This window comes from Citrobacter sp. Cpo221 (genome assembly GCF_030332345.1).
GTDB classification, from domain to species: domain Bacteria; phylum Pseudomonadota; class Gammaproteobacteria; order Enterobacterales; family Enterobacteriaceae; genus Citrobacter; species Citrobacter portucalensis.
In genome coordinates this window covers 13,746-34,782 of sequence record NZ_JAOWIA010000039.1, presented here as the reverse complement: position 1 = coordinate 34,782, position 21,037 = coordinate 13,746, and the positions used below count along the sequence as shown (strand labels likewise).

18 protein-coding genes are annotated in these 21,037 nt (G+C 52.6%); 10 read left to right on the top strand and 8 right to left on the bottom strand.

Annotated features, from left to right (window positions below):
• From tuf to rpoC, 9 genes are all read left to right on the top strand, one after another.
• On the top strand, positions 1–1,050 hold a 1,050-nt coding region (gene tuf / locus OGY72_RS08180; RefSeq protein ID WP_063942044.1), incomplete at its 5' end, for an elongation factor Tu.
• 230 nt (positions 1,051–1,280) lie between these two features.
• Positions 1,281–1,664: a preprotein translocase subunit SecE gene (gene secE, locus OGY72_RS08175; RefSeq protein ID WP_003033128.1), complete on the top strand. Its 384-nt coding sequence runs from the start codon at positions 1,281–1,283 to the stop codon at positions 1,662–1,664.
• A gap of 1 nt (position 1,665) precedes the next feature.
• Positions 1,666–2,211 carry a transcription termination/antitermination protein NusG gene (gene nusG / locus OGY72_RS08170; RefSeq protein WP_003033125.1) on the top strand — a complete coding sequence of 182 codons (546 nt, stop codon included), beginning with the start codon at positions 1,666–1,668 and terminating at the stop codon, positions 2,209–2,211.
• 154 nt (positions 2,212–2,365) lie between these two features.
• Positions 2,366–2,794, top strand: coding sequence for a 50S ribosomal protein L11 (gene rplK / locus OGY72_RS08165; protein WP_003033122.1), 429 nt, complete (start codon positions 2,366–2,368; stop codon positions 2,792–2,794).
• Between the two features lie 3 nt (positions 2,795–2,797).
• Positions 2,798–3,505, top strand: coding sequence for a 50S ribosomal protein L1 (gene rplA, locus OGY72_RS08160; RefSeq protein ID WP_003033119.1), 708 nt, complete (start codon positions 2,798–2,800; stop codon positions 3,503–3,505).
• 414 nt (positions 3,506–3,919) lie between these two features.
• Positions 3,920–4,417 carry a 50S ribosomal protein L10 gene (gene rplJ / locus OGY72_RS08155; RefSeq protein ID WP_001207203.1) on the top strand — a complete coding sequence of 166 codons (498 nt, stop codon included), beginning with the start codon at positions 3,920–3,922 and terminating at the stop codon, positions 4,415–4,417.
• A 66-nt stretch (positions 4,418–4,483) separates the two neighbouring features.
• The gene (gene rplL, locus OGY72_RS08150) at positions 4,484–4,849 is read left to right on the top strand and encodes a 50S ribosomal protein L7/L12 (RefSeq protein ID WP_003033114.1); all 366 of its coding nucleotides are present in this window, start codon (positions 4,484–4,486) and stop codon (positions 4,847–4,849) included.
• A 320-nt stretch (positions 4,850–5,169) separates the two neighbouring features.
• On the top strand, positions 5,170–9,198 hold the full coding sequence (gene rpoB, locus OGY72_RS08145) for a DNA-directed RNA polymerase subunit beta (RefSeq protein ID WP_003033111.1): 4,029 nt from the start codon (positions 5,170–5,172) through the stop codon (positions 9,196–9,198).
• A gap of 76 nt (positions 9,199–9,274) precedes the next feature.
• Positions 9,275–13,498 (top strand): DNA-directed RNA polymerase subunit beta', encoded by a 4,224-nt coding sequence (gene rpoC, locus OGY72_RS08140; protein ID WP_003826919.1) that lies wholly within the window; start codon positions 9,275–9,277, stop codon positions 13,496–13,498.
• Between the two features lie 102 nt (positions 13,499–13,600).
• Here the strand turns inward: rpoC and OGY72_RS08135 are convergent, their stop codons facing one another.
• Both OGY72_RS08135 and OGY72_RS08130 read right to left on the bottom strand, forming a co-directional pair.
• Positions 13,601–13,918, bottom strand: a complete 318-nt coding sequence (locus OGY72_RS08135; protein WP_003826916.1) for a PTS lactose/cellobiose transporter subunit IIA — start codon at positions 13,916–13,918, stop codon at positions 13,601–13,603.
• A gap of 4 nt (positions 13,919–13,922) precedes the next feature.
• On the bottom strand, positions 13,923–14,228 hold the full coding sequence (locus tag OGY72_RS08130; RefSeq protein WP_003033102.1) for a PTS sugar transporter subunit IIB: 306 nt from the start codon (positions 14,226–14,228) through the stop codon (positions 13,923–13,925).
• A gap of 1,092 nt (positions 14,229–15,320) precedes the next feature.
• Here OGY72_RS08130 and cspG point away from each other — a divergent pair.
• Positions 15,321–15,533 carry a cold shock protein CspG gene (gene cspG, locus OGY72_RS08125; RefSeq protein WP_003033098.1) on the top strand — a complete coding sequence of 71 codons (213 nt, stop codon included), beginning with the start codon at positions 15,321–15,323 and terminating at the stop codon, positions 15,531–15,533.
• 119 nt (positions 15,534–15,652) lie between these two features.
• On the opposite strand, the gene thiH is transcribed toward cspG, so the two are convergent.
• Genes thiH through thiC form a run of 6 tightly spaced genes read right to left on the bottom strand, consistent with a single transcriptional unit; the run spans position 15,653 to position 21,020 of the window.
• Positions 15,653–16,786: a 2-iminoacetate synthase ThiH gene (gene thiH / locus OGY72_RS08120; RefSeq protein WP_286547548.1), complete on the bottom strand. Its 1,134-nt coding sequence runs from the start codon at positions 16,784–16,786 to the stop codon at positions 15,653–15,655.
• Positions 16,783–17,553 carry a thiazole synthase gene (gene thiG, locus OGY72_RS08115; protein WP_286547547.1) on the bottom strand — a complete coding sequence of 257 codons (771 nt, stop codon included), beginning with the start codon at positions 17,551–17,553 and terminating at the stop codon, positions 16,783–16,785. Before thiG ends, thiH begins: the two co-directional genes overlap by 4 nt.
• A gap of 1 nt (position 17,554) precedes the next feature.
• A complete protein-coding gene (thiS, locus tag OGY72_RS08110; RefSeq protein WP_286547546.1) occupies positions 17,555–17,755 on the bottom strand; it encodes a sulfur carrier protein ThiS in 201 nt (66 codons plus the stop codon).
• A complete protein-coding gene (locus OGY72_RS08105) occupies positions 17,736–18,494 on the bottom strand; it encodes a HesA/MoeB/ThiF family protein (protein WP_003826902.1) in 759 nt (252 codons plus the stop codon). The genes thiS and OGY72_RS08105 overlap by 20 nt, the downstream gene beginning before the upstream one ends.
• A complete protein-coding gene (thiE, locus tag OGY72_RS08100) occupies positions 18,487–19,122 on the bottom strand; it encodes a thiamine phosphate synthase (protein WP_079940062.1) in 636 nt (211 codons plus the stop codon). The genes OGY72_RS08105 and thiE overlap by 8 nt, the downstream gene beginning before the upstream one ends.
• On the bottom strand, positions 19,122–21,020 hold the full coding sequence (gene thiC, locus OGY72_RS08095) for a phosphomethylpyrimidine synthase ThiC (RefSeq protein WP_286547545.1): 1,899 nt from the start codon (positions 21,018–21,020) through the stop codon (positions 19,122–19,124). The genes thiE and thiC overlap by 1 nt, the downstream gene beginning before the upstream one ends.
• Positions 21,021–21,037 lie beyond the last annotated feature (17 nt).

Below are 21,037 nucleotides of genomic sequence, written 5' to 3'. Positions count from 1 at the left end.
GCATTCGACCAGATCGATAACGCGCCGGAAGAAAAAGCTCGTGGTATCACCATCAACACTTCTCACGTTGAATATGACACCCCGACTCGCCACTACGCACACGTAGACTGCCCGGGCCACGCCGACTATGTTAAAAACATGATCACCGGTGCTGCGCAGATGGACGGCGCGATCCTGGTTGTTGCTGCGACTGACGGCCCGATGCCGCAGACTCGTGAGCACATCCTGCTGGGTCGTCAGGTAGGCGTTCCGTACATCATCGTGTTCCTGAACAAATGCGACATGGTTGATGACGAAGAGCTGCTGGAACTGGTAGAAATGGAAGTTCGTGAACTTCTGTCTCAGTACGATTTCCCGGGCGACGACACTCCGATCGTTCGTGGTTCTGCTCTGAAAGCGCTGGAAGGCGAAGCAGAGTGGGAAGCGAAAATCATCGAACTGGCTGGCTTCCTGGATTCTTACATCCCAGAACCAGAGCGTGCGATTGACAAGCCGTTCCTGCTGCCTATCGAAGACGTATTCTCCATCTCCGGTCGTGGTACCGTTGTTACCGGTCGTGTAGAGCGCGGTATCATCAAAGTTGGTGAAGAAGTTGAAATCGTTGGTATCAAAGAGACTGCTAAGTCTACCTGTACTGGCGTTGAAATGTTCCGCAAACTGCTGGACGAAGGCCGTGCTGGTGAGAACGTTGGTGTTCTGCTGCGTGGTATCAAGCGTGAAGAAATCGAACGTGGTCAGGTACTGGCTAAGCCGGGCTCTATCAAGCCGCACACCAAGTTCGAATCTGAAGTGTACATTCTGTCCAAAGACGAAGGCGGCCGTCATACTCCGTTCTTCAAAGGCTACCGTCCGCAGTTCTACTTCCGTACTACTGACGTGACTGGTACCATCGAACTGCCGGAAGGCGTAGAGATGGTAATGCCGGGCGACAACATCAAAATGGTTGTTACCCTGATCCACCCAATCGCGATGGACGACGGTCTGCGTTTCGCAATCCGTGAAGGCGGCCGTACTGTTGGTGCGGGCGTTGTTGCCAAAGTAATGAGCTAATTGCCGAATAACATTTGACGCAATGCGCAATAAAAGGGCATCATTTGATGCCCTTTTTGCACGCTTTCACACCAGAACCTGGCTCATCAGTGATTTTTTTTGTCATAATCATTGCTGAGACAGGCTCTGAAGAGGGCGTTTAGTCCGAAACGCACCAGAGCATTTCGGTTTGGATCGCCTCGCTTACGCGGGGTGAAAATGTTTGTAGAATACTTCTGACAGGTTGGTTTATGAGTGCGAATACCGAAGCTCAAGGAAGCGGGCGCGGCCTGGAAGCGATGAAGTGGGTTGTTGTCGCTGTATTGCTGCTTGTAGCTATCGTTGGCAACTACCTCTATCGTGACATGATGCTGCCGCTGCGTGCGCTGGCCGTAGTGATTCTGATTGCCGCAGCGGGTGGTGTCGCGCTGTTGACAACAAAAGGTAAAGCGACCGTTGCTTTTGCCCGTGAAGCGAGAACCGAAGTCCGTAAGGTCATTTGGCCAACTCGCCAGGAAACATTGCACACCACATTAATTGTGGCTGCGGTTACCGCAGTAATGTCACTGATCCTGTGGGGACTGGATGGTATTCTGGTTCGCCTGGTATCCTTTATCACTGGCCTGAGGTTCTAAGATGTCTGAAGCCCCTAAAAAGCGCTGGTACGTCGTTCAGGCGTTTTCCGGTTTTGAAGGCCGCGTAGCCACGTCGCTGCGCGAATATATCAAGTTACAAAATATGGAAGAGCTGTTTGGCGAAGTCATGGTGCCGACCGAAGAAGTGGTCGAAATCCGTGGTGGCCAGCGTCGCAAGAGCGAACGTAAATTCTTCCCGGGCTATGTACTGGTCCAGATGGTGATGAATGACGCAAGCTGGCACCTGGTGCGCAGCGTGCCGCGTGTGATGGGCTTTATCGGCGGTACATCTGACCGTCCGGCGCCGATCAGCGACAAAGAAGTTGATGCGATCATGAACCGTCTGCAGCAGGTTGGCGATAAACCACGTCCGAAAACGATGTTTGAGCCAGGTGAAATGGTTCGCGTTAGTGACGGTCCGTTTGCTGACTTTAACGGTGTGGTTGAAGAAGTGGACTACGAGAAGTCCCGCCTGAAAGTCTCTGTTTCTATCTTCGGTCGCGCGACCCCAGTAGAACTGGACTTTGCCCAGGTAGAAAAAGCCTAAACAGCGATCAAAAAAGCGGCGATTTAATCGTTGCACAAGGCGCGAGATTGGAATACAATTTCGCGCCTTTTGTTTTTATGGGCCCTGTCCGTAAAACGAATTTAATCACGGGGAGCCTCCTTGAGGCGCTATAACCCAACTAGAGGAATTTAGAATGGCTAAGAAAGTCCAGGCCTACGTCAAGCTGCAGGTTGCAGCTGGTATGGCTAACCCGAGTCCGCCGGTAGGTCCAGCACTGGGTCAACAAGGCGTGAACATCATGGAATTCTGCAAAGCGTTCAACGCAAAAACTGATTCCATGGAAAAAGGTCTGCCGATCCCGGTTGTTATCACCGTTTACGCTGACCGTTCTTTCACTTTCGTTACCAAAACGCCTCCGGCAGCAGTTCTGCTGAAGAAAGCGGCTGGTATCAAGTCTGGTTCCGGCAAGCCGAACAAAGACAAAGTGGGTAAAATTTCCCGCGCTCAGCTGCAGGAAATCGCGCAGACCAAAGCTGCCGACATGACTGGTTCCGACATTGAAGCGATGACTCGCTCCATTGAAGGTACTGCACGTTCCATGGGCCTGGTAGTGGAGGACTAAGAAATGGCTAAACTGACCAAGCGTATGCGCGTGATCCGTGACAAAGTTGATGCAACTAAACAGTACGACATCAACGAAGCTATTGCTCTGCTGAAAGAGCTGGCCACTGCTAAATTCGTAGAAAGCGTAGACGTTGCCGTTAACCTCGGCATCGACGCTCGTAAATCTGACCAGAACGTACGTGGTGCAACTGTACTGCCGCACGGTACTGGCCGTTCCGTTCGCGTAGCCGTATTTGCCCAGGGCGCAAACGCTGAAGCTGCTAAAGCTGCAGGCGCTGAGCTGGTAGGTATGGAAGATCTGGCTGACCAGATCAAAAAAGGCGAAATGAACTTTGACGTTGTTATTGCTTCCCCGGATGCAATGCGCGTTGTTGGCCAGCTGGGTCAGGTTCTGGGCCCGCGCGGCCTGATGCCAAACCCGAAAGTTGGTACTGTAACCCCTAACGTTGCTGAAGCAGTTAAGAACGCTAAAGCAGGTCAGGTTCGTTACCGTAACGACAAAAACGGCATCATCCACACCACCATCGGTAAAGTGGATTTTGACGCTGACAAACTGAAAGAAAACCTGGAATCTCTGCTGGTTGCGCTGAAAAAAGCGAAACCGACTCAGGCTAAAGGCGTGTACATCAAGAAAGTTAGCATCTCCACCACCATGGGTGCTGGTGTTGCCGTTGATCAGTCCGGTCTGACTGCGACTGTGGCGAACTAATATTCGCCTTTACGTGGGCGGTGATTTTGTCTACAATCTTACCCCCACGTTTCTGCTAATTGCAGACGTATATCCGAGATATTCAGGCTGTGGCAAGGCGACAACTGAGTGAATCGCCAGAAGCATAGTTAACTATGTGACTGGTGTGAACGAAGGCAGTCAACGCCGTCACAGATTGAATAGCGACAGATAGACAAGATTTGTTCGTTGGAGCCTGGCCTATCCAGGCCTCCGTCGAAGACCGCAGGTGTTTCGTAAGAAACTTAATGCCCTGCGTAGACGGTGACAGAACGCTAAGATTATTTCTGATACTCTGGCTTGTTTCTGCTCACCGTATTTAGACGCTCTCTCAGTTGGGGAGAGTGAAGTGAGTTCCGGAACATGAGTTCCGGCAAACATCCAGGAGCAAAGCTAATGGCTTTAAATCTTCAAGACAAACAAGCGATTGTTGCTGAAGTCAGCGAAGTAGCCAAAGGCGCGCTGTCTGCAGTAGTTGCGGATTCCCGTGGCGTAACTGTAGATAAAATGACTGAACTGCGTAAAGCAGGTCGTGAAGCTGGCGTATACATGCGTGTTGTTCGTAACACCCTGCTGCGCCGCGTCGTTGAAGGTACTCAGTTCGAGTGCCTGAAAGACACGTTTGTTGGTCCGACCCTGATTGCATACTCTATGGAACACCCGGGCGCTGCTGCTCGTCTGTTCAAAGAGTTCGCGAAAGCGAATGCAAAATTTGAGGTCAAAGCCGCAGCCTTTGAAGGTGAATTGATCCCGGCATCGCAAATCGATCGCCTGGCAACTCTGCCGACCTACGAAGAAGCAATTGCACGCCTGATGGCAACCATGAAAGAAGCTTCGGCTGGCAAACTGGTTCGTACTCTGGCTGCTGTACGCGATGCGAAAGAAGCTGCTTAATCGCAGTTATCTTTCTCAAGCATCTGCTTACGTATAAACTTATTCTGATTTTCAGGAACAATTTAAATGTCTATCACTAAAGATCAAATCATTGAAGCAGTATCCGCTATGTCCGTAATGGACGTTGTAGAACTGATCTCTGCAATGGAAGAAAAATTCGGTGTTTCCGCTGCTGCTGCTGTAGCTGTAGCTGCTGGCCCGGCTGAAGCTGCTGAAGAAAAAACTGAATTCGACGTAATTCTGAAAGCTGCTGGCGCTAACAAAGTTGCTGTAATCAAAGCAGTACGTGGCGCAACTGGCCTGGGTCTGAAAGAAGCTAAAGACCTGGTAGAATCTGCTCCGGCTGCCCTGAAAGAAGGCATCAGCAAAGACGACGCAGAAGCACTGAAAAAATCTCTGGAAGAAGCTGGCGCTGAAGTTGAAGTTAAATAAGCCAACTTTTCTGGTTGCAGCCTAAGAAATTAGGCTGATGGCTGGTGACTTTTTAGTCACCAGCCTTTTTGCGCTGTAAGGCGCCAGTAGCATTTCACACTGTTTGACTACTGCTGTGCCTTTCAATGCTTGTTTCTATCGACGTCTTAATATACTGCGACAGAGCATCAGTTCTGTGTAAATCGCAATGAAATGGTTTAAGCGTGATAGCAACAGGCATTGCGGAAAGTATTCGATTTTCCGGTCAACAAAATAGTGTTGCACAAACTGTCCCTTCGTCGGACAGATGGGTCGACTTGTCAGCGAGCTGAGGAACCCTAATGGTTTACTCCTATACCGAGAAAAAACGTATTCGTAAGGATTTTGGTAAACGTCCACAAGTGTTGGACATACCTTATCTCCTTTCTATCCAGCTTGACTCGTTTCAGAAGTTCATCGAGCAAGATCCTGAAGGGCAGTATGGTCTGGAAGCAGCTTTCCGTTCCGTTTTCCCGATTCAGAGCTACAGCGGTAATTCCGAGCTGCAATACGTCAGCTACCGCCTTGGCGAACCGGTGTTTGACGTTCAGGAATGTCAGATCCGTGGCGTGACCTATTCCGCACCGCTGCGCGTAAAACTGCGTCTGGTGATCTACGAGCGCGAAGCGCCGGAAGGCACCGTAAAAGACATTAAAGAACAAGAAGTCTACATGGGCGAAATTCCGCTCATGACTGACAACGGTACCTTTGTAATCAATGGTACTGAGCGTGTTATCGTTTCTCAGCTGCACCGTAGTCCTGGCGTCTTCTTTGACTCCGACAAAGGTAAAACCCACTCTTCGGGTAAAGTGCTGTATAACGCGCGCATCATCCCTTACCGTGGTTCCTGGCTGGACTTCGAATTCGATCCGAAGGACAACCTGTTTGTACGTATTGACCGTCGCCGTAAACTGCCTGCGACCATTATTCTGCGTGCACTGAACTACACCACTGAGCAGATCCTTGACCTGTTCTTTGAAAAAGTTGTTTTCGAAATTCGCGACAACAAGCTGCAGATGGAACTGGTGCCGGAACGCCTGCGTGGTGAAACCGCCTCCTTTGACATTGAAGCTAACGGCAAAGTCTACGTCGAAAAAGGCCGTCGCATCACTGCGCGCCACATTCGCCAACTGGAAAAAGACGATATCAAACATATCGAAGTTCCGGTTGAATACATTGCTGGTAAAGTTGCGGCTAAAGACTACGTTGACGAATCTACTGGCGAGCTGATCTGCGCAGCTAACATGGAGCTGAGCCTGGATCTGCTGGCTAAGCTGAGCCAGTCTGGTCACAAGCGTATCGAAACGCTGTTCACTAACGATCTGGACCACGGTCCGTACATTTCTGAAACTGTACGTGTTGACCCAACCAACGATCGTCTGAGCGCACTGGTAGAAATCTACCGCATGATGCGTCCTGGTGAGCCGCCGACTCGTGAAGCTGCTGAAAGCCTGTTCGAGAACCTGTTCTTCTCCGAAGACCGCTATGACCTGTCTGCGGTTGGTCGTATGAAGTTCAACCGTTCTCTGCTGCGCGACGAAATCGAAGGTTCTGGTATCCTGAGCAAAGACGACATCATCGAAGTGATGAAGAAGCTCATCGATATCCGTAACGGTAAAGGCGAAGTCGATGATATCGACCACCTCGGCAACCGTCGTATCCGTTCCGTAGGCGAAATGGCGGAAAACCAGTTCCGCGTTGGCCTGGTACGTGTTGAGCGTGCGGTGAAAGAGCGTCTGTCTCTGGGCGATCTGGATACCCTGATGCCTCAGGATATGATCAACGCCAAGCCGATTTCTGCAGCAGTGAAAGAGTTCTTTGGTTCCAGCCAGCTGTCTCAGTTTATGGACCAGAACAACCCGCTGTCTGAGATTACGCACAAACGTCGTATCTCCGCACTCGGCCCAGGCGGTCTGACCCGTGAACGCGCAGGCTTCGAAGTTCGAGACGTACACCCGACTCACTACGGTCGTGTATGTCCAATCGAAACGCCTGAAGGTCCGAACATCGGTCTGATCAACTCCCTGTCCGTGTATGCACAGACTAACGAATACGGCTTCCTCGAGACTCCGTACCGTAAAGTGACCGACGGTGTTGTAACTGACGAAATTCATTACCTGTCTGCTATCGAAGAAGGCAACTACGTTATCGCTCAGGCGAACTCCAACCTGGATGACGAAGGCCACTTTGTAGAAGATCTGGTTACCTGCCGTAGCAAAGGCGAATCCAGCTTGTTCAGCCGCGACCAGGTTGACTACATGGACGTATCCACCCAGCAGGTGGTATCCGTCGGTGCGTCCCTGATCCCGTTCCTGGAACACGATGACGCCAACCGTGCATTGATGGGTGCGAACATGCAACGTCAGGCGGTTCCGACTCTGCGCGCTGATAAGCCGCTGGTTGGTACCGGTATGGAACGTGCTGTTGCCGTTGACTCCGGTGTTACTGCAGTGGCTAAACGTGGCGGTACTGTTCAGTACGTGGATGCTTCCCGTATCGTTATCAAAGTTAACGAAGACGAGATGTACCCGGGCGAAGCAGGTATCGACATTTATAACCTGACCAAATACACCCGTTCTAACCAGAACACCTGTATCAACCAGATGCCTTGTGTATCTCTGGGCGAGCCGGTTGAACGTGGTGATGTGCTGGCAGACGGTCCGTCCACCGACCTCGGTGAACTGGCGCTGGGTCAGAACATGCGCGTGGCATTCATGCCATGGAATGGTTACAACTTCGAAGACTCCATCCTCGTATCCGAGCGTGTTGTCCAGGAAGACCGTTTCACTACCATCCACATTCAGGAACTGGCATGCGTGTCCCGTGACACCAAGCTGGGGCCAGAAGAGATCACCGCTGACATCCCGAACGTGGGTGAAGCTGCGCTCTCCAAACTGGATGAATCCGGTATCGTTTATATCGGTGCGGAAGTGACCGGTGGCGACATTCTGGTTGGTAAGGTAACGCCGAAAGGTGAAACCCAGCTGACGCCAGAAGAGAAGCTGCTGCGTGCAATCTTCGGTGAGAAAGCGTCTGACGTTAAAGACTCTTCTCTGCGCGTGCCAAACGGTGTTTCCGGTACGATTATCGACGTTCAGGTCTTTACTCGCGATGGCGTAGAAAAAGACAAACGTGCGCTGGAAATCGAAGAGATGCAGCTGAAGCAGGCGAAAAAAGACTTGTCTGAAGAACTGCAGATCCTCGAAGCTGGCCTGTTCAGCCGTATCTACGCTGTGCTGGTTTCCGGTGGTGTTGAAGCTGAGAAGCTCGACAAACTGCCGCGTGACCGCTGGTTAGAACTCGGCCTGACCGACGAAGAGAAACAGAATCAGCTGGAGCAACTGGCTGAGCAGTACGACGAACTGAAACACGAATTCGAGAAAAAACTCGAAGCAAAACGCCGTAAAATCACTCAGGGCGACGATCTGGCACCGGGCGTGCTGAAGATTGTTAAGGTTTATCTGGCGGTTAAACGTCGGATCCAGCCTGGTGATAAGATGGCAGGTCGTCACGGTAACAAGGGTGTAATCTCTAAGATCAACCCGATCGAAGATATGCCACACGATGCTAACGGTACGCCGGTAGATATCGTACTGAACCCGCTGGGCGTACCATCGCGTATGAACATCGGTCAGATCCTTGAAACCCACCTGGGTATGGCTGCAAAAGGTATCGGCGATAAGATCAACGCCATGCTGAAACAGCAGCAGGAAGTCGCGAAACTGCGCGAGTTCATCCAGCGTGCTTACGATCTGGGTTCAGATGTTCGTCAGAAAGTTGACCTGAATACCTTCAGCGATGAAGAAGTTCTGCGTCTGGCTGAAAACCTGAAAAAAGGTATGCCGATCGCAACGCCGGTATTCGACGGTGCGAAAGAGTCTGAAATCAAGGAACTGTTACAGCTGGGTGGCCTGCCGACTTCCGGTCAGATCACACTGTTCGACGGTCGTACCGGTGAGCAGTTCGAGCGCCAGGTTACCGTTGGCTACATGTACATGCTGAAACTGAACCACCTGGTTGATGACAAGATGCATGCGCGTTCTACCGGTTCTTACAGCCTGGTTACTCAGCAGCCGCTGGGTGGTAAGGCGCAGTTCGGTGGTCAGCGCTTCGGGGAGATGGAAGTGTGGGCGCTGGAAGCATATGGCGCAGCATACACCCTGCAGGAAATGCTCACCGTTAAGTCTGATGACGTGAACGGTCGTACTAAGATGTATAAAAACATCGTGGACGGCAACCATCAGATGGAACCAGGCATGCCGGAATCCTTCAACGTACTGTTGAAAGAGATTCGTTCGCTGGGTATCAACATCGAGCTGGAAGACGAGTAACTCTCGATCAAACAGGTCACTGGTGCTGGCGTAACAGCCAGCGCCAGATTGTGCTAACTCCGACGGGAGCAAATCCGTGAAAGATTTATTAAAGTTTCTGAAAGCGCAGACTAAAACCGAAGAGTTTGATGCGATCAAAATTGCTCTGGCCTCGCCAGACATGATCCGTTCATGGTCTTTCGGTGAAGTTAAGAAGCCGGAAACCATCAACTACCGTACGTTCAAACCTGAACGTGACGGCCTTTTCTGCGCCCGTATCTTTGGGCCGGTAAAAGACTACGAGTGCCTGTGCGGTAAGTACAAGCGCCTGAAACACCGTGGTGTGATCTGTGAGAAGTGCGGCGTTGAAGTGACCCAGACTAAAGTACGCCGTGAGCGTATGGGCCACATCGAGCTGGCGTCTCCGACTGCTCACATCTGGTTCCTGAAATCTCTGCCGTCCCGTATCGGTCTGCTGCTCGATATGCCGCTGCGCGATATCGAACGCGTACTGTACTTCGAATCTTATGTGGTTATCGAAGGCGGTATGACTAACCTGGAACGTCAACAGATCCTGACTGAAGAGCAGTATCTGGACGCTCTGGAAGAGTTCGGTGATGAATTCGACGCGAAGATGGGTGCGGAAGCTATCCAGGCCCTGCTGAAGAGCATGGATCTGGAGCAAGAGTGTGAAACTCTGCGCGAAGAGCTGAACGAAACCAACTCTGAAACCAAGCGTAAGAAGCTGACCAAGCGTATCAAACTGCTGGAAGCCTTCGTACAGTCTGGCAACAAGCCAGAGTGGATGATCCTGACCGTTCTGCCGGTTCTGCCGCCAGATCTGCGTCCGCTGGTTCCGCTGGATGGTGGTCGTTTCGCAACATCGGATCTGAACGATCTGTATCGTCGCGTTATCAACCGTAACAACCGTCTGAAACGTCTGCTGGATCTGGCTGCGCCGGACATCATCGTACGCAACGAAAAACGTATGCTGCAGGAAGCGGTTGACGCCCTGCTGGATAACGGTCGTCGCGGTCGTGCGATCACCGGTTCTAACAAACGTCCTCTGAAATCTTTGGCCGACATGATCAAAGGTAAACAGGGTCGTTTCCGTCAGAACCTGCTCGGTAAGCGTGTTGACTACTCCGGTCGTTCTGTAATCACCGTAGGTCCATACCTGCGTCTGCATCAGTGCGGTCTGCCGAAGAAAATGGCACTGGAACTGTTCAAACCGTTCATCTACGGCAAGCTGGAACTGCGTGGCCTGGCCACCACCATCAAAGCCGCTAAGAAAATGGTTGAGCGTGAAGAAGCTGTCGTTTGGGATATCCTGGACGAAGTTATCCGCGAACACCCGGTACTGTTGAACCGTGCACCAACACTGCACCGTCTGGGTATCCAGGCATTTGAACCGGTACTGATCGAAGGTAAAGCAATCCAGCTGCACCCGCTGGTTTGTGCGGCATATAACGCCGACTTCGATGGTGACCAGATGGCTGTTCACGTACCGCTGACGCTGGAAGCCCAGCTCGAAGCGCGTGCGCTGATGATGTCTACCAACAACATCCTGTCCCCGGCGAACGGCGAACCTATCATCGTTCCGTCTCAGGACGTTGTATTGGGTCTGTACTACATGACCCGTGACTGTGTTAACGCCAAAGGCGAAGGCATGGTGCTGACTGGCCCGAAAGAAGCTGAGCGTATCTATCGCGCAGGTCTGGCCTCTCTGCATGCGCGCGTTAAAGTGCGTATCACCGAATACGAAAAAGATGAAAACGGCGAATTCGTTGCGAAAACCAGCCTGAAAGACACGACCGTTGGCCGTGCTATTCTGTGGATGATCGTACCGAAAGGTCTGCCTTTCTCCATCGTCAACCAGGCGCTGGGCAAGAAAGCTATCTCCAAAATGCTGAACACCTGTTACCGCATTTTGGGCCTGAAGCCGACCGTTATCTTCGCTGACCAGACAATGTACACCGGCTTTGCATATGCAGCGCGTTCAGGTGCATCTGTTGGTATTGATGACATGGTCATCCCAGAGAAGAAACACGAGATCATCTCTGAAGCGGAAGCTGAAGTTGCTGAGATCCAGGAGCAGTTCCAGTCTGGTCTGGTAACCGCGGGCGAACGCTATAACAAAGTTATCGATATCTGGGCTGCGGCGAACGATCGTGTATCCAAAGCGATGATGGATAACCTGCAAACTGAAACCGTTATTAACCGTGACGGCGTAGAAGAGCAGCAGGTTTCCTTCAACAGCATCTACATGATGGCCGACTCCGGTGCGCGTGGTTCTGCAGCACAGATTCGTCAGCTGGCTGGTATGCGTGGTCTGATGGCGAAGCCAGATGGCTCCATCATCGAAACGCCAATCACCGCGAACTTCCGTGAAGGTCTGAACGTACTCCAGTACTTCATCTCTACTCACGGTGCTCGTAAAGGTCTGGCGGATACCGCGCTGAAAACAGCGAACTCCGGTTATCTGACTCGTCGTCTGGTTGACGTCGCGCAGGACTTGGTTGTTACTGAAGACGATTGCGGCACTCTGGAAGGCATCACCATGACCCCGGTTATCGAGGGTGGTGACGTTAAAGAGCCGCTGCGCGATCGCGTACTGGGTCGTGTGACTGCTGAAGATGTTCTGAAGCCGGGTACGGCGGATATTCTGGTTCCACGCAACACGCTGCTGCACGAACAGTGGTGTGATCTGCTGGAAGAGAACTCCGTAGACTCCGTTAAAGTCCGTTCCGTTGTATCTTGTGACACTGACTTTGGTGTATGTGCGCACTGCTATGGTCGTGACCTGGCGCGTGGCCACATCATCAACAAAGGTGAAGCAATCGGCGTTATCGCGGCACAGTCCATCGGTGAACCGGGTACACAGCTGACGATGCGTACGTTCCACATCGGTGGTGCGGCATCTCGTGCGGCTGCTGAATCCAGCATCCAGGTGAAAAACAAAGGTAGCATCCGTCTGAGCAACGCGAAGTCGGTTGTGAACTCCAGCGGTAAACTGGTTATCACCTCACGTAACACCGAACTGAAACTGATCGACGAATTCGGCCGTACCAAAGAAAGCTATAAAGTGCCTTACGGCTCCGTTATGGCGAAAGGTGATGGCGAACAGGTTGCTGGCGGCGAAACCGTAGCAAACTGGGATCCGCACACCATGCCGGTTATCACCGAAGTGAGTGGTTTCGTCCGCTTTACTGACATGATCGACGGCCAGACCATTACTCGTCAGACCGACGAGCTGACCGGTCTGTCTTCTCTGGTGGTTCTGGATTCTGCAGAGCGTACTGCGGGTGGTAAAGACCTGCGTCCGGCACTGAAAATTGTTGATGCTCAGGGCAACGACGTTCTGATCCCAGGCACCGATATGCCTGCTCAGTACTTCCTGCCGGGTAAAGCGATTGTTCAGCTGGAAGATGGCGTACAGATCAGCTCTGGTGACACCCTGGCGCGTGTTCCGCAGGAATCCGGCGGTACCAAGGATATCACCGGTGGTCTGCCGCGCGTTGCGGACCTGTTCGAAGCACGTCGTCCGAAAGAGCCGGCAATCCTGGCTGAAATCAGCGGCATCATTTCCTTCGGTAAAGAAACCAAAGGTAAACGTCGTCTGGTTATCACCCCGGTAGACGGTAGCGAACCTTACGAAGAGATGATTCCGAAATGGCGTCAGCTCAACGTGTTCGAAGGTGAACGTGTAGAACGTGGTGACGTGGTTTCCGACGGTCCGGAAGCGCCGCACGACATCCTGCGTCTGCGTGGTGTGCATGCTGTAACTCGTTACATCGTTAACGAAGTTCAGGACGTATACCGTCTGCAGGGCGTTAAGATTAACGATAAACACATCGAAGTTATCGTTCGTCAGATGCTGCGTAAAGCCACCATCGAAAGCGCTGGTAGCTCCGACTTCCTGGAAGGCGAGCAGGTTGAATACTCCCGCGTCAAGATCGCAAACCGCGAGCTGGAAGCGAACGGCAAAGTGGGTGCAACGTTCTCCCGCGATCTGCTGGGTATCACCAAAGCGTCTCTGGCAACCGAGTCCTTCATCTCTGCAGCATCGTTCCAGGAAACCACGCGTGTCCTGACCGAAGCAGCTGTTGCAGGTAAACGTGATGAACTGCGCGGTCTGAAAGAGAACGTCATCGTGGGTCGTCTGATCCCGGCAGGTACTGGTTATGCGTACCACCAGGATCGTATGCGTCGTCGCGCAGCGGGCGAACTGCCAGCTGCACCGCAGGTAACTGCTGAAGATGCGTCTGCCAGCCTGGCAGAACTGCTGAACGCAGGCCTGGGCGGTTCTGACAACGATTAATCGTTGCCGACCATAATAAAAAACCCGCTTCGGCGGGTTTTTTTATGTTTATGTTATTTCTGATGGCGATTATCAGGTCGACGAAACCATCCGGCAGTGTCATTAATTTACCGGTGGTAACCGCCGATAAAGCTCAATCATATCGCCGGCCAGATCCTGAATCACCATGGCATTCATCAAGTGGTCCTGCGAATGAACGGTGATGAGATTAACCGGTAGTTTGCCGGTACCTTCATCAATGCCGATCAGCTGGGTCTGGATTTTATGTGCCTGTTTGACGTACTCGCGTGATTCCGTCATTGCTTGTTCTGCAGCGGAGAAATCACCTTTACGCGCCAGTTGCAATGCCGTCAGGGCCTGGCTGCGTGCAGCGCCAGCATTTACCAATAACTCCATGATGATCGTTTCTAACTCTTCCATACCATCACTCCAGTAGTTTCAGCGCCTTATCCAGTACCGCATCGCCTTTCATCATGCCGTAATCCATCATGTCGATAACGGCGACCTTTTTGCCTAGTGGGTCGGCGATCGCCTGTAGCTTGGCCTGTTCATACTTAACCTGTGGACCGAGCAAAACGATATCCGCTGTAGCGATATTCTCTTCAAACTCGGCCACCGGGACGGCTTTGATGGTGACGTCGACGCCTTTTTTCTGGGCGGCATCTTTCATCCTTTGCACCAGCATGCTGGTGGACATTCCGGCGGCACAGCATAAAACGATGTTTTTCATAAGCAGTCTCGATCAACATGTGTGAATTGATAATTATCGCGAGCCAGCTATAGCAACAACTGCTTTGCAACGAATGTGTGCAAGGCATCACAAAGAAAGCCGCTTTTTCTGAAACCGGTTACAAAAAGAGGCAGAACCCTGCGATCTGGACCAGGGCCAGCGGCTTTTTGACTCGCTTATCACATGCTGGAATATATAATTACTGTCAATAAATACATGTTATAAAAAACAGTATTGACAGCGTTTTTTAAACCCGTATGTTAATACTTAACAGCGGAGAAATTGTAGTTTGCTGTTAACGTAGTAAGTGTTAGTAGAGCTTGATTGGGGTTTGCGATAAAGGCCACGAAGTATTTTTTGTATGGGATAGTCGATGCTGAAAACGCTATCTTTTCACTTCGACAATGCTTTCAGGCCACGTAGTTGATATATCTAATCGCAAAAAGTCAGTAAAGCGCGACGATGTAACGCCATGATTTTATAGTAAATATTTGTGATTCTGCTTTTCTGGTTATCACAAGGGAAATAAGGCAACGCATCAAAGAGTATATGTCGCGAGGGGAAGTGTACTTGTTTAGGTCACCAGCCTTGAGTTCTATTATCAAGCGGGTGGAATGTGTTTAACGGTAAATAGAGGAAAGCTTTAGTTAGTATCAATATCCAATATTATCTATAGTAAACGTGTACATTTTAAAGTAGTACCATCAGCAGTATTAAATCGTTAAGTTTATTAATGTTAAATTTGAAGTGTGTAGTAACGTAAAGCCCTGACTGCAATAGTCGGGGCTTTTGTTCATTGTAGATCAAGCTGTTATCCAGGATGCTTAGCCGCGATGGTTCAACATTGCATCACTCAGTGGGTATTAAAAAAATTAATGCTTGCTTAATGATTAGAAGTAGGTCTACTATAGCGGCATCGGTTTGGAACACAGACCTTATGCAAGCAGTTTTAGTAAAGCAGTTCTCAGTTCAAGCGTTATCCTCAGATACTCTTCTTCATGAGCCTCCTCCCTAAGTGCCCCATAAGTTAATTTCTGCAAAACAGGCCATCTTCGCTGCATATGCGGCTCAAAAACATGAAAGGAAGTATCTATGTCTAACAAAATGACTGGTTTAGTAAAATGGTTTAACTCTGATAAAGGCTTCGGTTTTATCACTCCTCAGGATGGTAGCAAGGATGTGTTTGTGCATTTCTCCGCTATCCAGAGTAACGATTTTAAAACGTTAGACGAAGGTCAAAAGGTGGAGTTCTCCGTGGAGAATGGCGCTAAAGGCCCGTCTGCTGTTAACGTTGTCGCGCTGTAATCGCCGATAATTTCACGAGCGCTTACGATAGCGATGAAGGCCAGAGCCCGAGCAGTTAAGTGCCAGTGAAGAAAAAACCCGCGAAAGCGGGTTTTTTTGTTTATGCGATTGCTCCTGACCTACGGTACCTGTGAAGCGCGCCCCAGATAGCTGTCCCATTCTTTCCACACGGGCTGTAAACCCTGGGCCATGAGTGCTTCAGCAACGGCTTCTGGGCGACGATCGTCGTGCGGGGAGAACTGTTCCAGTTCGGGGTGGTTATCGGCATAACCACCGGGCTGGGTTTTTGAGAAGGCGCTGACGTTGTTGATCGCCAACGGGATCACATGGTCACGAAACCATGGCGATTCGCGGGTGGAGAGCGACAGCTCAATTTCTGGCGCCAGTAAACGAAACGTGCAAATGGTCTGGACCAACTGTCGCTCATCCATGATCGATGCAGGCTCAACGCCTCCGGTGCATGGGCGCAGGCGAGGGAAGGAGATAGAGTAACGGCTCTGCCAGTAATGCTGCTGCATCCATAGCAGATGTTCAGCCACCATATAGCAATCAACCCGCCAGCTATCGGACAAACCAATTAACGCGCCAAGACCGATTTTGTCGATCCCTGCGCGGCCCAGCCTGTCCGGCGTTTCCAGGCGCCAGAAGAAATCCTGCTTTTTCCCTTTTAAATGGTGACGAGCGTAAGTTGCCTCATGATAACTCTCCTGATACACCATCACGCCATCCAGCCCCAGCGTCTTTAGCTCGGCATATTCAGCTTCTGATAACGGCTGTACCTCCATCTGTAAAGAGGCAAACTGGCGGCGAATGGCGGGCAAATGGCGACGAAAATAATCCATCCCCACTTTGGCCTGATGTTCACCGGTGACCAACAGCAGATGCTCAAAGCCCAGCTCACGGATAGCCGCACACTCCCGTGTTATCTCATCTTCGTCCAGCGTTTTACGTTTGATACGGTTGCTCATCGAAAAACCGCAGTAGGTGCAGTCGTTGGCGCAAAGGTTGGAGAGATACAACGGCACGTAAAAGCTCACCGTGTTGCCAAAACGCTGGCGGGTGAGCTTTTGCGCCCGTTGCGCCAGCGGCTCCAGATAATCTGCTGCGGCAGGAGAGAGCAATGCCATCAGATCGTCGCGACTAAGATGCGAAGCGTTGAGGGCACGCTCCACGTCAGCGGCGGTTTTACCGTTGATGCGCAGGCGGATGTCGTCCCAGTCCAGCTGTCGCCAGCGGTCACTGAACGTTTTCATGCGAAGGCCTCCAGGAAACCGGTTAACGGGCTGGTGGGATTTGCCTGCGAACTTTTCCTTCCGGGTACCGCCTGGCGTGCCAGTAAGCCAGCTTCAACGGCCAGACGGAAGGCGGTTGCCATCATCACCGGGCTGTCGGCTACCGCGATAGCCGTGTTGACCAACACTGCGTCGGCGCCCATTTCCAGTGCCTGTGTGGCGTGGCTGGGGACGCCGATGCCTGCATCAACCACCACCGGCACGGTCGCCTGTTGGATAATAATCTCCAGCATCGCTTTGGTTTCCAGCCCCTGATTAGAACCGATGGGCGCGCCGAGCGGCATCACCGCCGAACAACCAACCTCTTCCAGCCGTTTGCATAGCACCGGATCTGCGCCACAGTAAGGCAGCACCACGAAGCCCTTTTTCACCAGTGCTTCTGCAGCTTTCAATGTTTCGATTGGATCGGGTAACAGCCAGCGGGCGTCCGGATGGATTTCTAATTTCAGCCAGTTTGTGCCCAGCGCTTCACGCGCCAACTGGGCAGCAAAAATCGCCTCTTCAGCGGTTTTTGCCCCCGAAGTGTTGGGCAACAGCGTCACACCAGCGTCTACCAGCGGCGCCAGAATGGCATCGTTGTGCTGACGCAAATCCACGCGCTTCATGGCCAGCGTTACCAGTTGGCTGCCGGAGGCGCGAATCGCTTCGACCATCAGCTGCGATGAAGCAAATTTTCCGGTGCCGGTGAACAGATGCGAATCAAACGTTTTGTCGGCAATACGTAACATATCAACCCCCTGCAATAACCTGAAAAAGCAGGATCTGGTCGCCTTCCTGCACGATTTGCTGCTCCCACTGCTCGCGCGGGAGGATCTGCTGATTGAGCGCCAGCGCCGCGCCCGGTTTAAGCCGATTAAGCGCAGTGAGCAGCCCACTGACGGTTTGTCCTTCGGCGCACTGCATCGGCTCATCATTGAACTGAATCTGCATGTTGCCCTCCGCATACCGGGCAGCCGCTGGCGCGTCGTAGTGCGAAGCTGCGCCACTGGCTGGTTTTACCGTCAAACAGGCGTAGCTCTCCGCTGGGCGTCTCAATACCGCTGAGCAATTTAATCGCTTCCAACGCCTGCAGGGTGCCCATCACGCCCACAACCGGTCCGACGATACCGGCGGTACGGCAGTTGCGTTCGGGCTCTACATCGTCCGGCCACAGGCAGCGGTAACATCCTTGTTCCCACGGGGGCGTCAGCACCATCAGTTGGCCGCCAAAGCCGACGGCGCTGGCGGTGACGAGCGGGGTGTTGAGCGTTACGCAGGCGGCGTTAATTTCCTGGCGCGTGGCCATGTTATCGGTACAGTCGAGCACCACATCGGCACGCGCTACCGCATGCCGAAGCGCATCGCCTTTCAGTCGCTGCTGGAGTGACACCAGCTCGATATCCGGGTTGAGCCGCGTCAGGCGCTGCTGGGCAACCTGCGATTTTGAACGTGCGATATCATCAGTGGTAAACAGGATCTGGCGCTGCAGGTTGCTCAGATGAATGTCGTCATCGTCTACCAGCGTCAGTTTTCCGATGCCTGCTCCCGCCAGATACAGCGCGGCAGGCGAACCTAACCCGCCTAAACCGACAATCAGCACATGGCTATCGAGTAGCTTTTGCTGGCCTTCAATGGCGATATCGCCGAGCAGGATCTGCCGGCTGTAACGCATAAAGTCGCGGTCATTCATCGCCTACTCCCGCGATATCCAGTAGTTGGGCCGTAGCGACCTGCCAGTCAGCCGCCTGGGTAATGGCGCTGACCACGGCAATGCTGCCGACGCCGGTCGCCAGTACTGCCGGGGCGCGCTCAAGGCTGATACCGCCAATGGCGACGGTCGGGTAATCCGCTAATCGTTCAATATGGTTTGCCAGTTGCGTAAGTCCCTGCGGGGCGGAAGGCATCTGTTTGGTTTGCGTGGGGAAGACATGACCCAGCGCGATATAAGAAGGTTTAGCGGCGAGCGCGACGTCAATCTCCATATCATCGTGAGTGGAGACCCCCAGGCGTAGACCCGCCGCCTGGATCGCCTTCAGGTCGGTGGTTTCAAGGTCTTCCTGGCCCAGATGTACGCCGTAAGCGCGGTGCTTAATTGCCAGACGCCAGTAGTCGTTGATAAACAGGCGGGCGTTATAGCGACGACCCAGTTCAATGGCGGCCATAACGTCGGCTTCGACCTCTTCATCACGCTTATCTTTAATGCGCAGTTGGATCGTGCGTACGCCCGCCTGCAGCAAGCGTTCAATCCATTGCACGCTGTCCACCACCGGGTAAAGCCCGAGGCGAAACGGCACGGTCGGGAAATCAGGCTGGTACATTACGCCTCCTCTTTTTTGAGGTAGATTTCGCCGCCTTTGGCGCGGAAGTTCTCCGACATATCCGCCATGCCGACTTCAATCGTTTGTGCAGCAGCGTAGTCGCGAACCTCCTGGCTGATTTTCATCGAGCAGAACTTCGGCCCGCACATGGAGCAGAAGTGGGCGACCTTACCGGATTCCTGTGGCAGGGTTTCATCGTGGTAGGCACGGGCGGTGAACGGGTCGAGCGCGAGGTTAAACTGGTCTTCCCAGCGGAATTCGAAGCGCGCTTTCGACATGGCGTTATCGCGGATCTGTGCGCCCGGATGACCTTTTGCTAAGTCAGCTGCATGGGCGGCAATCTTGTAGGTAATCAACCCTTGTTTAACATCTTCTTTGTTCGGCAGGCCGAGGTGCTCTTTTGGCGTGACGTAGCACAGCATCGCGCAGCCAAACCAACCGATCATCGCCGCACCGATCCCGGAAGTGAAGTGGTCGTAGCCCGGCGCGATATCGGTGGTCAACGGTCCTAAAGTGTAGAACGGTGCTTCATGGCAGTGCTCCAGCTCTTCGGTCATGTTGCGCTGGATCATATGCATGGGCACATGACCTGGACCTTCTATCATCACCTGCACGTCGTATTCCCAGGCGATTTTGGTCAGCTCGCCCAGCGTATGCAGCTCGGAGAACTGCGCTTCGTCGTTCGCATCCTGAATTGAACCCGGGCGCAGGCCGTCACCCAGCGACAAAGAGACGTCGTAGGCGGCGCAGATTTCGCAAATCTCGCGGAAATGTTCGTACAGGAAGTTCTCTTTGTGATGAGAAAGGCACCATTTCGCCATAATTGAACCGCCGCGTGAGACAATGCCGGTCAGGCGTTTGGCAGTCATCGGCACGTAGCGCAGCAGCACGCCCGCGTGAATGGTGAAGTAGTCGACGCCCTGTTCAGCCTGCTCCAGCAACGTGTCGCGGAAGGCTTCCCAGGTGAGATCTTCGGCGATCCCGTTGACTTTCTCCAGCGCCTGGTAGATCGGCACAGTACCGATCGGTACCGGACTGTTACGCAGGATCCACTCGCGGGTTTCGTGGATATAGCGACCGGTGGAGAGATCCATCACCGTGTCAGCGCCCCAGCGCGTCGACCACACCAGCTTCTCTACCTCTTCTTCAATGGAGGAGGTGACGGCAGAGTTACCAATGTTGGCGTTAACCTTCACCAGGAAGTTGCGACCGATAATCATCGGTTCGGATTCCGGGTGGTTGATGTTGGCAGGAATAATCGCGCGGCCCGCGGCCACTTCATTACGCACGAATTCCGGCGTGATGTTTTCCGGCAGGCGTGCACCAAAGTTCATCCCCGGATGCTGGTGACGCAGCACTTCACTGCGAATGCGCTCGCGGCCCATGTTTTCACGGATGGCGATGAACTCCATCTCCGGGGTCACTATTCCCTGGCGGGCGTAGTGCAGTTGGGTGACTCGCTTACCCGCTTTGGCGCGCTTTGGCGTCAGCAGGCCGGTGAAACGCAGCTCGTCCAGGCCATCGTCGGCCAGACGTTCTTTGGTATAAGCGGAACTCCGGTCGTCTAATTCTTCGCTATCGTTACGCGCCGCAATCCACGGCTGGCGCAGCTTTGCCAGACCCTGCTGGACGTTAATCGCCACGTCAGGATCGCCATACGGTCCGGAGGTGTCGTATACCGGAACGGCTTCGTTCTCTTCGAACTGCGGGTTGTCTTTGCTACCGCCAGTCAGTGTTGGGCTGAGCTGAATTTCGCGCATCGGAATGCGGATATCCGGCTGCGAACCGGTAATATAAATGCGTTTTGAGTTAGGGAAGGCGGTCCCTTCCAGGGTATCGATAAAGTGTTGGGCTTGAGCGCGCTGTTCGCGGCGTGATGGTTTAGTAGTGGCAGACATAGCTCATTCCAAATAAA

Excerpts from the sequence above, each read along its gene's own strand:
- secE (WP_003033128.1), top strand. The coding sequence starts at position 1,281 with ATGAGTGCGAATACCGAAGCTCAAGGAAGCGGGCGCGGCCTGGAAGCG.
- nusG (WP_003033125.1), top strand. The coding sequence starts at position 1,666 with ATGTCTGAAGCCCCTAAAAAGCGCTGGTACGTCGTTCAGGCGTTTTCC.
- rplK (WP_003033122.1), top strand. The coding sequence starts at position 2,366 with ATGGCTAAGAAAGTCCAGGCCTACGTCAAGCTGCAGGTTGCAGCTGGT.
- rplA (WP_003033119.1), top strand. The coding sequence starts at position 2,798 with ATGGCTAAACTGACCAAGCGTATGCGCGTGATCCGTGACAAAGTTGAT.
- rplJ (WP_001207203.1), top strand. The coding sequence starts at position 3,920 with ATGGCTTTAAATCTTCAAGACAAACAAGCGATTGTTGCTGAAGTCAGC.
- rplL (WP_003033114.1), top strand. The coding sequence starts at position 4,484 with ATGTCTATCACTAAAGATCAAATCATTGAAGCAGTATCCGCTATGTCC.
- rpoB (WP_003033111.1), top strand. The coding sequence starts at position 5,170 with ATGGTTTACTCCTATACCGAGAAAAAACGTATTCGTAAGGATTTTGGT.
- OGY72_RS08135 (WP_003826916.1), bottom strand. The coding sequence starts at position 13,918 with ATGGAAGAGTTAGAAACGATCATCATGGAGTTATTGGTAAATGCTGGC.
- OGY72_RS08130 (WP_003033102.1), bottom strand. The coding sequence starts at position 14,228 with ATGAAAAACATCGTTTTATGCTGTGCCGCCGGAATGTCCACCAGCATG.
- cspG (WP_003033098.1), top strand. The coding sequence starts at position 15,321 with ATGTCTAACAAAATGACTGGTTTAGTAAAATGGTTTAACTCTGATAAA.
- thiH (WP_286547548.1), bottom strand. The coding sequence starts at position 16,786 with ATGAAAACGTTCAGTGACCGCTGGCGACAGCTGGACTGGGACGACATC.
- thiG (WP_286547547.1), bottom strand. The coding sequence starts at position 17,553 with ATGTTACGTATTGCCGACAAAACGTTTGATTCGCATCTGTTCACCGGC.
- thiS (WP_286547546.1), bottom strand. The coding sequence starts at position 17,755 with ATGCAGATTCAGTTCAATGATGAGCCGATGCAGTGCGCCGAAGGACAA.
- OGY72_RS08105 (WP_003826902.1), bottom strand. The coding sequence starts at position 18,494 with ATGAATGACCGCGACTTTATGCGTTACAGCCGGCAGATCCTGCTCGGC.
- thiE (WP_079940062.1), bottom strand. The coding sequence starts at position 19,122 with ATGTACCAGCCTGATTTCCCGACCGTGCCGTTTCGCCTCGGGCTTTAC.
- thiC (WP_286547545.1), bottom strand. The coding sequence starts at position 21,020 with ATGTCTGCCACTACTAAACCATCACGCCGCGAACAGCGCGCTCAAGCC.